This is a genomic window from Sphingomonas aurea, assembly GCF_030678875.1.
GTDB lineage: Bacteria > Pseudomonadota > Alphaproteobacteria > Sphingomonadales > Sphingomonadaceae > Sphingomonas > Sphingomonas aurea.
Genome location: NZ_JAUUDS010000006.1, coordinates 130,917 through 146,381 on the forward strand (window position 1 = coordinate 130,917; position 15,465 = coordinate 146,381).

Below are 15,465 nucleotides of genomic sequence, written 5' to 3' on the forward strand. Positions count from 1 at the left end.
TCACGAAGCGACATTTTCTATTAAATCAGACAAAACGGCACCAAACCAACTTGACACCAACCTTTTAGCATACGGTATACTCTGCGTAATTGCTGACGAGAATTCAGCGGCTAAGTGGGGAGGTTGAGATGATACGGAGCATGTTCCTGACTTCGGGAGCGATGACGGCCTTGATCGCGGGATCGGCCGCCCAGGCCCAGACGTCGCAGGCGTCATCCGTCGCACGCAACGCCAGTGCGGACGCGGAGGCGACCAGCACATCTGAGCAGGACATCCTCGTCGTCGGCCTGCGCAAGAGCGTCAAGGAAGCGGTCGAGCGCAAGCGCAAGTCCAAGCAGATCGTCGACTCGGTCGTCGCCGAAGACGCCGGCAAGTTGCCCGACAACAACGTGATCGAGGCATTGGCCCGCGTTACCGGCGTCCAGATCAGCCGCAGCCGCGGCGAGGGCAGCGGCCTTACGATCCGCGGCCTGTCTGACGTGCAGACAACGGTCAACGGCAACAACGCCAACCAGGGCGAGGGCCGCTCGATCAATCTGGCCGATGTTCCCGCCGAGCTCATCAAGGCGATCGACGTGTACAAGACACGTTCGCCCGATCAGGTCGAGGGCGGCGTCGGTGGCAGCGTCAACATCGAACTGCGCCGTCCGCTTGACCTGAAGGAGGGCCTGACGGTCGCCGGCAGCGTGCGCGGCGTGTACAGCGACAATCCCAAGAAGGTCAGCCCGTTCGCCAGCCTGCTGGTATCGAAGCGGATGGACACCAATATCGGCCAGATCGGCTTCCTGCTCAACGGATCCTTTCAGAAGAACTATTATCGCGAGACCTTCGTGAGTTCGGAGGGCATCGATAATTTCTGCTGCTCAGGTGACGCAAATTCACCACTTGGTCTCTTGCCTGCCGCCTACAAGGACCTCGCATCGCCTTATCGCGTCAATTACGGCCTGGACCAGGGCCGGAACAAGAAGAAGGCACTGAGCGCGTCGGTGCAGTGGAAGCCGAACGACAACCTCGAATTCGTACTCGAGGGCAGCTACATCAATTCGCAGAACAACAACCAATATGATGGCCTGTATCTGGCGATTCGCGAGGGTGTACTGTCGAACATCACGACGCTGCCGGACGGCAAGACCCTGGTTTCCGCGACCGTTGGGCCGCGCGCCGCGGGGCAACGACCCCCGGCCGGCTTTACGTCGCAAGCCTATGACTCCAACTCGGACTTCTACAGCACCAATTTCGAGACGACCTGGCGCAGCGGCATCGCCACCGTACATGCCTCTGCTCAGTATAGCTGGAGCAAGAACGACGCATTCAACGTCGAATTGCTGCCGATCGTCCCGGGCGCCACTACCGCGACCGTCGATCTCGTCTCGGACCGCTTCGCAGGCGGGGGGCCGTTCATCACCTTTCCGGGCGTCGACCTGACCAACATCAACAACTATATCGTCGATCGCTATCAGGATCGTCGCTACGCGAGCAAGAACAAGGAGTTCTCTTCGCAGCTCGATATCGAGTTGGCGTTGAGCGACTCCGGCCTGCTCCGCCGGTTCAAAACCGGCGTGCGTTTTATGGATCGCCTTCCGAGCAACAGCTATGGCTACCGCGACGGTTATCCGCGTCAATCGGTCGTGGTGAACGGCGTGACCACTCGCGTCGGAACGCCGCTATCCGCCTTCCCGGGGGCCGACGCGGCGGGGCCGGTATCGGCGCTTGTTCCCGGTGCAGAGGCACTGTCCTGGGTTCACATTCCCGGCCGCGTCCTGATCGCGAATGTCACGGCAAACCGCCAGTATATCGTGGCGAACGATCCAGCTAACGCCGCGCTTTGGTCGACAGATGAGCCGCCGAGTGATCGCGGGCAGGTGTACCGCGCCTCGGAGAACAGCTTCGCCTTCTATGGCCTTGTCGATTACGGGTTCAAGCTCGGCTTTCCGGTCGACGGTCAGATCGGCGCGCGCGTCATCAACACCTTCGGCTCGGCGAGCAGCACCAACTTCGCTTATGGACCTTTAACCGATAATCCGACGATTTCGGCCGGAAGGGGTCGCGCCAATTACGTCGACATCCTGCCGACCCTGACTGCCACCATTCACTTTACCAATAAGTTCCAGCTGCGCCTCTCGCGGACAACGAACATCCAACGCGCAGATTTCTATAATCTTCGCCCATCGGCTATCATCGATCAGTTCCGTATCCCGACCTACGTCTATACGGGCAATCCGAAGATCAAGCCGAGCACGGCAATCAAGTATGACGCCAGCCTGGAATACTACTTGCCAGACGGTGTTATCTCATTGGCCGGCTTCATCAACAATCAGGACGGCCTTCTCTTCTATTACGACCGGCCGGCCAATCTTGCTGCCTACGGCATCAACGAAGACGGCTTCATTTCGTCGCTCTACAATGCAGGCAAGGGCAAGAATGTCGGCGTCGAGGCCAACCTGCAGACCTTCTTCCGCTTCCTGCCCGGCGTGCTGCGCAACTTCGGCATCGGCCTGAACGGCACCTGGATCCCGACTGCAACGCAGAAATACCCCTATGCGGATGAAGAAGACAATGACGTTCCCGGCGCGAACGACGTAACCGGGCTGTCCAAATATACCGGCAATGCAACGCTGTTCTACGAGACTCCGTCGTTCAGCACCCGAGTGAGCTACAATTATCGCTCGCGTTTCCGCAACGACGTGAACTATCGGAACCCGATCTATTCCAGCTTCACCCAGTCGACATCGCGACTGGATGCGGCGATCAACTACACGCCCGTAAAGTTCATTACCTTCTCGTTGGAGGGCACCAACCTGCTCCGCAACAACGACAAGGTCTATTACGGCATCGACAAGCTGCTGCCACAGGGCGGGCGCCTCCAGCCGCGCACCGTGCAGCTGAGCGCCCGCTTCCGCTACTGATCGTCACCGGAGCGGCCGGCTCGTCAAGGGCTGGCCGCTCCCACGGGCGACGAAAGGCGAAAGCTACAGACAGGTACACAGAGCCGTCGCCGCGGGGTGGCCTCGCGAACGAGCGCGGCGTAAGGCTTGCCGCACCTTTCAATCACAAGGTGCCCCATGTCCGACGAGTTCTACCGCATCAAGCGTCTGCCCCCCTATGTCATCGCCGAGGTCAACGGGATGCGGGCGGCGGCGCGGGCGGGGGGTGAGGATATCATCGACCTTGGCATGGGCAATCCCGACCTGCCGCCGCCGGACCACGTCCTCGACAAGCTGATCGAGGTGACGCGGAAGCCCGACGCGCATGGTTATTCGCAGTCCAAGGGCATCCCCGGGCTGCGGCGTGCGCAGGCCAACTATTACGGCCGTCGCTTCGGGGTCGAGCTCGATCCCGAGAACGAGGTCGTGGTGACCATGGGATCGAAGGAGGGGCTGGCCAGCCTGGCGACCGCGATCACCGCGCCCGGCGACGTGGTACTGGCGCCCAACCCGTCCTATCCGATCCATACCTTCGGCTTCATCATCGCCGGCGCGACGATCCGCGCGGTGCCGACCACGCCCGACGACCATTATTTCGAGAGCCTGGAACGCGCGATGGAGTTCACCATCCCGCGCCCGTCGGTGCTGGTGGTCAATTACCCGTCCAACCCGACCGCGGAGACGGTCGACCTGGCGTTCTACGAGCGGCTGGTCGCCTGGGCGAAGGAAAACCAGGTCTGGATCATCAGCGACCTAGCCTATTCGGAACTGTATTACGACGGCAACCCCACCGTCTCGATCCTGCAGGTCAAGGGCGCCAAGGACGTCGCGGTCGAGTTCACCAGCCTGTCCAAGACCTATTCGATGGCCGGCTGGCGGATCGGCTTCGCGGTCGGCAACAGGAAGCTGATCGCGGCGATGACGCGGGTGAAGTCGTATCTCGATTACGGCGCCTTCACCCCAATCCAGGCGGCGGCGTGCGCGGCGCTGAACGGGCCGCAGGACATCGTCGAGAAGAACCGCCTGCTCTATCACAAGCGCCGCGACGTGCTGGTCGAGAGTTTCGCGCGGGCGGGCTGGGACATTCCGGCACCCCGCGCCTCGATGTTCGCCTGGGCTCCCCTGCCCCCGGCCGTCGCGCATCTAGGCAGCCTTGAGTTCAGCAAACAATTGCTGACAAGCGCGAAGGTCGCCGTTGCGCCAGGGGTGGGCTACGGCGAGAACGGAGAGGGCTACGTGCGCATCGCGTTGGTGGAGAATGAGCAGCGGCTGCGCCAGGCGGCGCGCAACGTGAAGCGCTATCTCCAGTCGATGGGCGTGAATACGCCGGGTCAGAAGGTCGGTTGAGCGCGCTTGCGGTTTCGGCTGGTCGCCGCATGATGCCACGTTCGCCGCACTTCCGTGCTCCTGCGAAAGCGGGAGCTTCGCGAAACCCGCTTCGTCATGCCGGTACGAGCCCGGCATGACGATCAGACGGACACCGGCACGAGGGCGCGACATCGGACGCCACGCGCAATGACGATCGAACCCCTTTACTCGCTGGCCGGCGTGTTCGTCGGCGTGCTCGTCGGGCTGACCGGGGTCGGCGGCGGGTCGCTGATGACGCCGATCCTGGTGCTCGCCTTCGGCTTCCACCCGGCGACCGCGGTCGGCACCGACCTGCTCTACGCCGCCGCGACCAAGACGGTGGGCACCACCGTCCATGGCTGGCGCGGGACGCTCGACTGGCGGATCGTGCGACGGCTGGCGATGGGAAGCGTGCCGGCGACGATCGTCACGCTGCTGCTGCTCGGCCGGACTAGCGAGCATAGTCCGGCGATGGAGCATCTGCTCGCGACGCTGCTCGGGCTGGTGCTGATCGCCTCGGCGATCGCGACGCTGCTGCGCCACCGCATCGTCGCCGCCCTGACCCCACGGCTGGGCGAGAGCGAGGCGCACCAGCCGGTGTGGCTGACGGTGCTGCTCGGCGCGGTGCTGGGCGTGATGGTGTCGCTGACCTCGGTCGGAGCGGGCGCGCTGGGGATGACGGCGCTGCTCGTCCTTTATCCCCGCCATCCGCTGAAGAGCCTGGTGGGCGCCGATATCGCCCATGCGGTGCCGCTCACCTTGCTGGCAGGGGCGGGGCACTGGCTGCTCGGCTCGGTCGACTTGGGGCTGCTCGGCTCGCTGCTGATCGGGTCGATCCCCGGCATCGTCGTCGGCAGCCTGCTGGCGGGCGCGATCCGCGAGGGCGTGCTGCGTCCGATCCTGGCGATCGTGCTGGCGATCGTCGGCGTCAAGCTGTTGCTGTAACAGGCTGTCTGGGAATCGGCGGAAGAGCCGATTTCGGGCGGTGCCGGCCCACTCCCCCACCCGACCTCCCATAGCGTATCCTTGATGGGAGGTCGGGTGGGGGAGCGGGCCGGCACCGCGAAATGGGCTTTCAGCGCATTTTCAAACACGTTGTAACAGGCCTTCGCCGACTTGCGGCGGTCATGAGCCGCGACCATGCTGCCGGCATGATTCGCTCGCTCGTCGCCGCCCTTACCCTGATCGCCGTCCCCGCCGCAGCGATCCCGCCGGCGCCCCCGACGACGACGAACCCCGCCGACCGCCCGCTCATCGCCTGGCTGCCCGGCCCCGTCCGCTGTGCAGGCGAGGTGGCGAACCCGGTGACGATGCGCCGGCCGCTTACCGCCCTGGGCTGGAACGGGATGACGGCAGCACCCGCCCCGGTCGTCGTCCGCTTCGCGATCGATGCGGCGGGACGCCCGGTATCGATCGCGCGGGCGGAGCAGATCTCCGCCGTCATGGCGCAGGATATCGAACCCTCGCTCGCCGCCTCGCGCTTTGCCGCCGGTGCGCCGCGGCAGGGATGCGAGGTCCGCTACACGCTGCGCATCACGCCGATGGACGCCACCCCGGTCGAGGACCTCGCCTCCTATACCGTCGCACCCGACTCGGGGCCACTGCCACAGGCAGGGTGGGACCGACTGCACCCGGCGGGCAGCACCTGCTTCGATCCGCCGCGGCCGCAACCGCTGGTGCGCGTGCTGCCGGAATTCGGTACGCTGCCGGCGACGCCGGGCGTGAGGGACTGGACGCTGGTCGGCTATGACCTGGATGCCAGGGGGCGGCCGATCGAGGTGCGGACCGTCCACGGCACCGGCAACCGGGTATTGGACGCGGCCGGGATCAAGGCGACCCGCGCGTCCCGCTTCACCGCCGGCGCACGGACCGGCTGCCGCTATCCCTATTGGCGCGCGCCGGCGACGCTGGCCGCGCCCGAAGGACCCGATCCCGAGACCCTGCGTCCCGCCGGGGCCACCTGCCCGGACGAGGGCGGCGCCTGGACGACGCCGCCGCGCCTGTCCTATCCGGAGCCGTGGCGCCGCCGCGGCATCGAGGGCTGGGCGATCGTCGCGTTCGACGTCGCGCCCTGGGGCGAGCCCGGCAATCTCCGCATCCTCGCCAGCGAACCGGCCGAGGCGTTCGGCCAGCAGGCGGAGCAGGTGATCCGCGCGGGCCGAAAGGCCGCCGCACCCCAGGGACGATCCGGCTGTATCGAGCGGGTCCGCTTTCTGATGCCCCCTCGCGGCGCGGCCGAAACCGGACCGGCAGAGATGCCGATCGACTGATCGCTAATCCTACCGGATCAATATGGTTGCCAAAGGGGCGGTAGAACCGGCATCTATCGTGCTGTGCTGCGGCAATACGAACTGGTCGATCGGGTCCTGGACTACGATCCGGAAGCGGACGAGGCGCTGCTGAACCGCGCCTATGTGTTTTCCATGCACGCGCATGGCAGCCAGAAGCGGGCATCCGGCGACCCCTATTTCAGCCACCCGATCGAGGTCGCGGGCATCCTGACCGACCTGCGCCTCGACGACGAGACGATCGCGACCGCGATCCTGCACGACACGGTCGAGGATACGGTCGCGACGCCCGAGGAGATCGAGCGGATCTTCGGGTCCAATGTCGCACGGCTGGTCGACGGCGTCACCAAATTGTCGAAGATCGAGGCACAGACCGATAACGAGCGCGCTGCAGAGAATCTGCGCAAGTTCCTGCTCGCCATGTCCGACGACATTCGCGTGCTGCTGGTGAAGCTGGCCGATCGCCTCCACAACATGCGCACGCTGCATCACATCGCCAAGCCCGAGAAACGGCGGCGGATCGCGCGGGAGACGATGGATATCTATGCCCCGCTCGCCGAGCGGATCGGCATGTACGAGTTCATGAAGGAAATGCAGACGCTCGCCTTCCAGCAGATCGAGCCGGAGGCGTATGAATCGATCACCCGCCGGCTGGAACAGCTGAAGCAGGGCGGCGGCGACCGCATCGCCCGGATCGCGTCGGGGCTGAAGCTGCTGCTGTCGCGTGGCGGCATCGAGGCAGACGTGTCGGGGCGCGAGAAGCATCCCTATTCGATCTTCCGCAAGATGAGCGAGCGGCACATCAGCTTCGAGCAGCTATCCGACGTAATGGCGTTCCGCGCGATCGTGCCGACCGAGGAGGACTGCTACCGCGCGCTGGGGCTGATCCATCGCCGCTGGCCGATGGTGCCGGGGCGGTTCAAGGATTACATCTCGACCCCCAAGCGCAACGGCTATCGCTCGCTCCACACGACGATCATCACCGCTGAGCAGACCCGGGTCGAGATTCAGATCCGCACCGCCGCGATGCATGCGCAGGCCGATTTTGGCCTGGCGGCCCACTGGTCGTACAAGCAGGGCGCGCAGCCCGACGCGCAGGTCAGCTGGATCCGTGACCTGGTCGAAATCCTCGACACCGCCGATACGCCGGAGGAGCTGCTCGAACATACCCGCATGGCGATGTATCAGGACCGGATCTTCGCCTTCACGCCCAAGGGCGAGCTGATCCAGCTGCCCAAGGGCGCGACGCCGGTCGACTTTGCCTATGCGGTCCATACCGATCTGGGCGACCAGGCGGTCGGCGCCAAGGTGAATGGCGGCGTCGTCCCGCTGTCGACGGTGATCGAGAATGGCGACCAGGTGCAGATCCTGCGCTCCGCCGGGCAGACGCCGCAAGCAGCGTGGCTGGGGGTGGCGACGACCGGCAAGGCGCTGGCCGCGATTCGCCGCCACCTGCGCCAGACCGAGCGTGGCGAGCAGATCGCGCTCGGCCGCAAGCTGTACGACGACATCATCCGCCGCCTGCCCGCGCAGCTGGGCACCGACGCGCTCGGCCATGCGCTCCGCCGCCTGAAGCTGCCCGACGAGGCGGCGCTGATGGTCGCAATCGCCAGGCGGACGCTGTCGGACGTGGCGGTGATGGAGGCGCTGATGCCCGGCTCGGCCGGTGCCGACATCGCCGCCATCGCTCCGCAGTCGAGCGCCTTGTCGATCAAGGGGCTGACGCCCGGTGTCGCCTACGAGCTGGCGCAGTGCTGCCACCCGGTGCCGGGCGACCGCATCGTCGGCCTGCGCCGGCCGGATGCGGGGATCGAGGTCCACGCGATCGACTGCGTGATCCTGGCCGAACTGGCCGACCGGTCGGACGAGGAGACCGACTGGGTCGACGTCCAGTGGGGCGACGAGACCGAGGGCGCCGTCGCGCGCATCTCGGTGACGGTCAAGAACGAGCCGGGCGTGCTCGGCCTACTGGCGACCGTGATCGGCCAGCACCGCGCCAACATCATCAACCTGCGCCTGGATACGCGCGACATCCGTTTCCACACCAACACGATCGACGTCGAGGTGCACGACGTCCACCAGCTGATGCGCCTGCTCGCGGCGCTGCGCGCGCTGGATGCGGTGAATGCGGTGGAGCGGGTCTAGCCTCTCACTTCACCCCTCCCCTTCAGGGGAGGGGCCGGGGGTGGGGCGGTTCCGCGGCCGCGGCGCCTGGGGAGAGGCCCCACCCCAACCCCTCCCCTGAAGGGGAGGGGTTATTCCGGAATGTACGACACTACCTGCTATCCAACAACCATGGACCCTGACCCTTGCGCCTCTTCGAACCCCTTCTCGCCGGCGCCGACCTGCCGCAGCGGCTGATCGGCTGCGCGACCGCGGCGGTGGCGATCGCGCTGACCATCGTCGTGTGTTCGGGCCTACCGCTGACCGCCGCCGACCTGCCGATCATCGTCGCGCCGCTGGGCGCGTCGGCGGTGCTGGTGTTCGCGGTGCCGTCCAGCCCATTGGCGCAGCCCTGGCCGGTGGTTGGCGGCAACACGATCTCGGCACTGGTGGGCGTGGCGGCGTTCACGCTGATCCCCAATGCTACCATCGCGGCGGGCGTCGCGGTCGGGGCGGCGATCCTGGCGATGTCGCTGCTGCGCTGCCTGCATCCGCCCGGCGGCGCGGCGGCGCTGACCGCGGTGATCGGCAGCCAGGGTATCCACGCCGCGGGCTTCGCGTTCGCCTTCACACCCGTATGCATCAACTCGGTCGCGCTCGTGTCGATCGGCATGATCCTGCACCGGGCGACGGCGCGCACCTATCCGCATGTTGCCGCACCGGCCGCATCGCGATCGGCGTTGCACGACGCCGATATCGACGCGGCGCTGGCCGACATGCACGAGAGCTTCGACATCAGCCGCGAGGATCTGAACGCGCTCCTGACCCATGCCGAGCGGCACGCGACGGCGCGGGTGAAGGGGAACAAAGGCCGGTATGGACCTTTGACCCTGCGCAAGACAGGGGAACCCAGCCGATGACCACACGCGTCCTGACCGCCGCCATGCTGCTCGCCAGCGCCGCGCCGGTCGTCGCCCAGCAGCAGCAGGCACGCGCGATCTCCGCGTCCGACAAGCGGCAGGGCGCGGCCGCCAATCCGCAGCTGGTGGCGCAGTTCGGCGGCGCCTATACCGGCCCACAGGCCGGCTATGTCGAGCGGGTCGGCAAGCGGGTCGCAGTCCAGTCCGGCCTGTCGAATGCCACCGGCGACTTCACCGTGACGACGCTCAACTCGCCGGTCGAGAACGCCTTCGCCATCCCCGGCGGCTATGTCTACGTGACCCGCCAGCTGCTGGCGCTGATGAATTCGGAGGCCGAGCTGGCATCGGTGCTGGGGCATGAGGTCGGCCATGTCGCCGCCCGCCACTCGCAGTGGCGCCAGACCCGTTCGACGATCGGGTCGATCTTGGCGGCAGGCGCGGGACTGCTGACCGGCAGCAGCCTGGCGACACAATTGGTTGGGTCGGGGGCGCAGCTTTATACGCTGAAATATGGTCGGGATCAGGAGTATCAGGCCGACGCGCTGGGCGTGCGCTACATCACCGCCGCGGGGTATGACCCCTATGCCGCCGCCAACATGCTGGGCGCGCTGGGCGCATCGACCGCGCTTGCCGCACGCGCGGCGGGCAGCGACGCCAATGCGGTGCCGACCTGGGCCTCGACCCATCCCAACAGCGCCGACCGGGTGCGCCGCGCCGAGCAGCTCGCCGCCGCGACCGGCCGGCCAGAGGCATCGCCGCCGCAGGACACCGCGTTCCTGAAGATGCTCGACGGGCTGCGCTACGACGACGATCCGGCGCAGGGCGTGGTCGAGGGCCAGAGCTTCCGCCATCCTGCCTTGCGCGTCCGCTTCGCCGCACCCGCAGGCTATCGCATCGCCAATGGCGACGATGCGGTGACCGTCGTCGGCAGCGGCGGGCAGGCGCAGTTCCAGACCGCGAGCGGCAGCGATCCCGCCACCGCCCTCGCCGCCCGCTTCCGCGCGCTGGGCGTGACCGCGGACGGCGAGACGCAGGCCGGCAGCGCCAACGGCCTGTCCTACGCGTACCGCACCGTCCGCGCCGCCGCCAACGGGCGCGCGGTCGACGCGACGGTGGTCGCGTACCGCTTCCCCGCCGCGATCTATACCTTCACATTGGTGACGCCGGCGGGAAGCGGGATCGGGCCGTTCCAGCCGCTGCTCGCCAGCGTCGCGCCGCTGTCCGCCGCCGACGCCGCGGCGATCCGCGGCAAGGTGATCCGGGTGGTTACGGTCGGCAGCGGCGACACGGTCGACACGCTGGCGGCGCGCATGGCCTATCCGGACCTGCGCCGCGAGCGGTTCCTGACGCTGAACGGGCTCGACGGATCGGCACCCTTGCGCGCGGGGACGCTGGTGAAGCTGGTGGTCGCCGGCTAGCCGCGGCGATGACAGCGGCGCGGGCAGCGGTTATGTCTGCGCCATGCACCGTCCCGCCCTGTCCGTCGTCATTCCCTGCTACAACGAGGCGGCGTGCCTCAAGACGCTGCACGCGCGTGTCGCCGCCGCCGCGCGGGACGCGGTGGGCGAGGATTTTGAGATCGTCCTCATCAACGACGGCTCGCGCGACGACAGCTGGCCGGCGATGCAGCGGATCGCCGCCGCCGACGCCCATGTCGTCGCGATCAACCTGTCGCGCAACCACGGCCACCAGCTGGCACTGACCGCCGGGCTGGACCTGTGCGCCGGCGCGCAGATCCTCATCATCGACGCCGATCTGCAGGACCCGCCGGAACTCCTCGCCGACATGCGCCGGACGATGGCGGCGCAGGAGGCCGACGTGGTCTATGCCGTCCGCCGCCGGCGCGAGGGCGAGACGATCTTCAAGAAGGCGACCGCCGCCGCCTTCTACCGCGTGCTCGACCGGGTCACCGACACGCCGATCCCGCTCGACACCGGCGATTTCCGGCTGATGAGCCGCCGCGCGCTCGACGCGCTCCTCTCGCTGCCCGAGCAGGCGCGCTTCATCCGCGGCATGGTGGCGTGGATCGGGTTCCGGCAGGTCCCCTTCCCCTATGACCGGGCCGAGCGGCTGGCAGGCGAGACGAACTATCCGCTGGGCAAGATGGTGCGGCTCGCCTTCGACGCGGTGACCGGTTTCTCGACCGCGCCCTTGCGCTTCGCCAGCCATGTCGGGCTGGCGCTGACGGGGGTGTCGGTGCTGCTGATCCTCTACATCGCCGCAGGCTGGCTGTCGGGAACGGCGGTGCAGGGCTGGACCTCGACCATGCTCGTCACCGTGGTGCTGGGCGCGGTGCAGATGTTCGTGCTGGGGATGATCGGCGAGTATCTGGGGCGGCTCTACATCGAGTCGAAGCGGCGGCCGCTCTACCTGATCGCCGACGTTGCCGGCCCGGTACAGGGACAGGCGACCCTGGGGTTCCGGGCGGAGGCGGTCCAACCCGCTCCCCTCCCCTTCAGGGGAGGGGCTGGGGGTGGGGCGCTTCCTCACGCAGAGGTGCTCGTGGAGACGCCCCACCCCAACCCCTCCCCTGAAGGGGAGGGGCTTGCACGCTAGGGCCGCGCCAGCGTCACGATCGATACGCCCGGCGCCATCGGCATCCGGCCGACCATGTGGCGCTCCAGCCGGAAGACCGTCTCGAACAGCGAGTTGACGAGCGGCGGCGGCGGCGAATCGTCGCTGTCGTCGCGTCCGGTCAGCCGGCCGAGCAGCCGCGCGCCCGCCGCCAGCGGGAAGAGCAGGCTGTTGAAATAGCCGAGCTTGTCCGGGGTCAGCCCCGCCGCCGTGATCGCCGCCCGCAACGTCGCCTTCGAATAGCGGCGGTGATGGTGGTTGACGACGTCGTGCGCGCTCCACATCCACTGGTGCGCGGGCACCGCGATCAGGATCTTGCCGCCCGGCTTCAGCAGCGTCTTCATCGCCGCCAGCGCCGCAACGTCGTCCTCGATATGCTCGACCACGTCGAGCACCGCGACCAGGTCATACGCGCCGCGCTCCACCCCCGGCAGTCCGGGCAGCGGCGCCGCGCCGACCGGCCGGCCCAGCCGCTCAGCCGCGATGGCGCGGGCGGCGGGATCGATCTCGATTGCCTCGACCGTGCCGAACCGCGCCAGCATCGGCAGATTATGCCCGGTGCCGCAGCCGATTTCGAGGATGCGCGCATTCGCCGGCAGGTCGCCATAGCGGGTCAGGTAATCCGCGAGGATGTCGCGGCGCGCGCGATACCACCAGTGGGTGGAGTCGTGCGCGGCCATGCGGTCATAGACGATGCGATCCATGGTCAGGGTCCAAACTCAGTCAGAACAGGGATCGTGATCGTCCGTGGAAGACCGCCGACAAGGAGCGCAGCGCAGTCGCGTAGCTGCGTTACGCGCAAGCAAGCGACGGATGGTTGGGCCGCCATGTCCCCCGGACATGGCTGGAACGATGCGGGGCATCGTTCCACCCGCCCATCCGGCGCTCTTCCACGGACGACCGCGAAGCGGCGGGCGACATCCGTCACGACCCTGTTCTGACTGAGTTTGGACCCTCACGCGAACACCAGCCAGCGGTTGAGGGCGAAGGTGACCATCGTCGCCAGCGCGACCGCCGGGAGCAGCGGCGCCCAGGCGGGCAGGCCGAAATGGGCCGTACCGATCCAGGTCACGGCCGCGTTGATGACCATGCCGGTGGCCTGCACGCCGACGAACTGCGCCTGCTGCCAGCCGCCGCGGCGCGTGCCGTGTCCCCGAAAGCTCCAGCGGCTGTGCAGGACGAACCCCACGCTCACCGCGACCGCAAAGGCGATGGGTACGGCGTAGACGGCATGGTCGCGGCGGAATACCCAGCTGGTCAGCGGCAGGTAGACCGCGCTGTAGATCAGCGTCGAGATGCCGCCCGCCACGCCGAAGCGGACCAGCTGACCGAGCAAGCCGCTCGTCCGCCACGCCTCGATCCTTGCTGTCACCACCGGCTTGTTCTTTGCACCGTCGAGATTAGAGCGGGTCGCTGTAGTGCCGGCACGGGCGAGGGGAAAGCGTTTTGATCCTGGATGGTTCGTCGGACCCCCGCACTGACGCGGCACCGGCCCCCGCGCCGCCGCAACTGCCCGCGGAGCTGCGCCGCAATCTCGACCGGCACTGGCTGGCGCTGGTGCTGGTCGCCTGGCTCGCCATCGCCGCCTGGTTCGTGTGGGACCGGTGGACCGGCATACGCTGGCTGTCGCTGGGCGACACCGACGACAATATGCGCCTGATGCAGGTGCGCGCCTGGATGGCGGGTCAGGGCTGGTACGACCTGCGCCAGTACCGGATGAACCCGCCGGCCGGCTTCGACATCCACTGGAGCCGGGTGGTCGACCTGCCGATCGCCGGGCTGATCCTGCTCTTCCGCCAGTTCACGTCCGCCTCGATGGCGGAGCGGCTGGCCTGCGGCATCGCGCCGCTGTTGCCGCTCGGCATCGCGCTGGTCGCGCTGGCGGCGACGGTGCGGCGGCTGGTCGGGGCGATCAGCTGGCCGCTGGCGCTGCTGTTCCTGATGATGAGCGCCGCGCAGACGCTGGCGATGTTCATGCCGATGCGGATCGACCATCACGGCTGGCAGCTCGCCTGCCTGGCCGTGACGGTCGCGGGATTATGCGATCCCCGGGGTCCGCGCGGCGGTGCGCTGGTCGGGCTGGCGAGCGTCGTGTCGCTGGCGATCGGGCTGGAGATGCTGCCCTATATCGCCATGGCCGGTGCGATCACGACGCTGCGCTGGGTGTGGGACGCGGGCGAGGAGCGGCGGCTGGACGCCTATGCGGTCACGCTGGGGCTGGGCGGTGCGGCGATGTTCGCCGCCTTTGCCTCCAGCGCCAACTGGACGATGCGCTGCGACGCCTTCACGCCGGTGTGGCTGGCGGTGGTCGCGGCGAGTGGGCTGGCGCTTTATATCCTCGCCTTCCTGTCCCCCCGCGCGCTGATCGTGCGGCTGGCGCTGGCGGCGGCGGCGGGGGCGGCGATCGTGGTCGGTTTCGCCGCCTTCTTCCCGCAATGCCTGGGCCGGCCCGAGCAGGTGTCGCCCGAACTGGCGCGCACATGGCTGAACAATGTGCGCGAGGCCAAGCCGCTCTACGCCCATCCGTTCCGCGTCGCCTTCCCGATCGCGACGCTGCCGGTGATCGGGCTGGTCGGCGCGATCGTCGGCGCGTGGCGCGCGCGGCGGGCGCCGGCGGCGGTCGGCTGGGCGGCGGTGGCGCTGTTCACCATCTTCGCGACGCTGATGCTGCTGTGGCAGACCCGCGCCGGGCCTGCCGCGCAGCTGCTGGCGGTGCCGGGCGCGGTGGCGCTGGCGGTAATCCTGTTCCCGTGGCTGCTCGGCCACCGGCTGATGCCGGTGCGGGTGCTGGGCACGGTGACGGCGTTCGTGCTGGTGTCGGGCGCCTTTGCCGGGCTGGCGGTGCAGTATCTGCACATCGATCCGCCCAGCGCCTATACACGGCGCGTCAACGGCGCGACCGGCGAGTGCATGCGGACCAGCCGCCTGCTGACGCTGAACCGCTATCCGGCGGCGACCGTCTTCACCTTCGTCGACCTGGGGCCGCGGCTGATTACGGTTACCCACCACGATGCGATCGCGGGGCCGTATCACCGCAACGGCGACGCGATCCTGGACGTGCAGCACGCCTTCAGCCGCTCGCCCGACCAGGCGCGGGCGATCATGAAGCGGCACGGCGCGACGCTGCTGCTGCTGTGCCCGAACATGGCGGAATCGACCATCTATCGCAGCCGCAATCCCGGTGGCTTCTACGACCGGATGGCGCACGGGGCGAAATACCCATGGCTGACCCCGCTGCCGCTGCCGCGCAAGTCGCCGTACCGGCTATACCGGATCTCGTGAGCGAAGGTCCGATTAAGGATTTGTTCT

General features: G+C 67.6%; 11 protein-coding genes. 9 read left to right on the forward strand and 2 right to left on the reverse strand.

Annotated elements, in window-relative coordinates:
- Positions 1 to 140 precede the first annotated feature (140 nt).
- The 8 genes from Q5H91_RS12190 (at position 141) to Q5H91_RS12225 (ending at position 12,138) form a co-directional block, all read left to right on the forward strand.
- Positions 141 to 2,906 carry a TonB-dependent receptor gene (locus Q5H91_RS12190; protein ID WP_305173679.1) on the forward strand — a complete coding sequence of 922 codons (2,766 nt, stop codon included), beginning with the start codon at positions 141 to 143 and terminating at the stop codon, positions 2,904 to 2,906.
- Positions 2,907 to 3,062: 156 nt separating this feature from the next.
- The gene (locus Q5H91_RS12195) at positions 3,063 to 4,271 is read left to right on the forward strand and encodes an LL-diaminopimelate aminotransferase (RefSeq protein ID WP_305173680.1); all 1,209 of its coding nucleotides are present in this window, start codon (positions 3,063 to 3,065) and stop codon (positions 4,269 to 4,271) included.
- Positions 4,272 to 4,439: 168 nt separating this feature from the next.
- A complete protein-coding gene (locus tag Q5H91_RS12200) occupies positions 4,440 to 5,216 on the forward strand; it encodes a sulfite exporter TauE/SafE family protein (protein WP_305173681.1) in 777 nt (258 codons plus the stop codon).
- Positions 5,217 to 5,422: 206 nt separating this feature from the next.
- On the forward strand, positions 5,423 to 6,541 hold the full coding sequence (locus Q5H91_RS12205; RefSeq protein ID WP_305173682.1) for a TonB family protein: 1,119 nt from the start codon (positions 5,423 to 5,425) through the stop codon (positions 6,539 to 6,541).
- A 63-nt stretch (positions 6,542 to 6,604) separates the two neighbouring features.
- Positions 6,605 to 8,704, forward strand: a complete 2,100-nt coding sequence (locus tag Q5H91_RS12210; protein ID WP_305173683.1) for a RelA/SpoT family protein — start codon at positions 6,605 to 6,607, stop codon at positions 8,702 to 8,704.
- A gap of 164 nt (positions 8,705 to 8,868) precedes the next feature.
- Complete coding sequence (locus Q5H91_RS12215; protein ID WP_305173684.1) at positions 8,869 to 9,582, forward strand: HPP family protein; 714 nt, start codon at positions 8,869 to 8,871, stop codon at positions 9,580 to 9,582.
- Positions 9,579 to 11,000 (forward strand): M48 family metalloprotease, encoded by a 1,422-nt coding sequence (locus tag Q5H91_RS12220; RefSeq protein WP_305173685.1) that lies wholly within the window; start codon positions 9,579 to 9,581, stop codon positions 10,998 to 11,000. Before Q5H91_RS12215 ends, Q5H91_RS12220 begins: the two co-directional genes overlap by 4 nt.
- A 43-nt stretch (positions 11,001 to 11,043) precedes the next feature.
- Positions 11,044 to 12,138: a glycosyltransferase family 2 protein gene (locus Q5H91_RS12225; RefSeq protein WP_305173686.1), complete on the forward strand. Its 1,095-nt coding sequence runs from the start codon at positions 11,044 to 11,046 to the stop codon at positions 12,136 to 12,138.
- Here Q5H91_RS12225 and Q5H91_RS12230 read toward each other — a convergent pair.
- Positions 12,135 to 12,860 carry a class I SAM-dependent methyltransferase gene (locus Q5H91_RS12230; protein ID WP_305173687.1) on the reverse strand — a complete coding sequence of 242 codons (726 nt, stop codon included), beginning with the start codon at positions 12,858 to 12,860 and terminating at the stop codon, positions 12,135 to 12,137. The genes Q5H91_RS12225 and Q5H91_RS12230 overlap by 4 nt on opposite strands.
- Positions 12,861 to 13,111: 251 nt before the next feature.
- Complete coding sequence (locus tag Q5H91_RS12235; protein WP_305173688.1) at positions 13,112 to 13,531, reverse strand: GtrA family protein; 420 nt, start codon at positions 13,529 to 13,531, stop codon at positions 13,112 to 13,114.
- A gap of 134 nt (positions 13,532 to 13,665) precedes the next feature.
- Between Q5H91_RS12235 and Q5H91_RS12240 the strand changes: the two genes are divergently transcribed.
- Positions 13,666 to 15,438, forward strand: a complete 1,773-nt coding sequence (locus Q5H91_RS12240) for an AcrB/AcrD/AcrF family protein (protein WP_305173769.1) — start codon at positions 13,666 to 13,668, stop codon at positions 15,436 to 15,438.
- Positions 15,439 to 15,465: the final 27 nt, after the last annotated feature.

Excerpts from the sequence above, each read along its gene's own strand:
- Q5H91_RS12190 (WP_305173679.1), top strand. The coding sequence starts at position 141 with ATGTTCCTGACTTCGGGAGCGATGACGGCCTTGATCGCGGGATCGGCC.
- Q5H91_RS12195 (WP_305173680.1), top strand. The coding sequence starts at position 3,063 with ATGTCCGACGAGTTCTACCGCATCAAGCGTCTGCCCCCCTATGTCATC.
- Q5H91_RS12200 (WP_305173681.1), top strand. The coding sequence starts at position 4,440 with ATGACGATCGAACCCCTTTACTCGCTGGCCGGCGTGTTCGTCGGCGTG.
- Q5H91_RS12205 (WP_305173682.1), top strand. The coding sequence starts at position 5,423 with ATGATTCGCTCGCTCGTCGCCGCCCTTACCCTGATCGCCGTCCCCGCC.
- Q5H91_RS12220 (WP_305173685.1), top strand. The coding sequence starts at position 9,579 with ATGACCACACGCGTCCTGACCGCCGCCATGCTGCTCGCCAGCGCCGCG.
- Q5H91_RS12225 (WP_305173686.1), top strand. The coding sequence starts at position 11,044 with ATGCACCGTCCCGCCCTGTCCGTCGTCATTCCCTGCTACAACGAGGCG.
- Q5H91_RS12230 (WP_305173687.1), bottom strand. The coding sequence starts at position 12,860 with ATGGATCGCATCGTCTATGACCGCATGGCCGCGCACGACTCCACCCAC.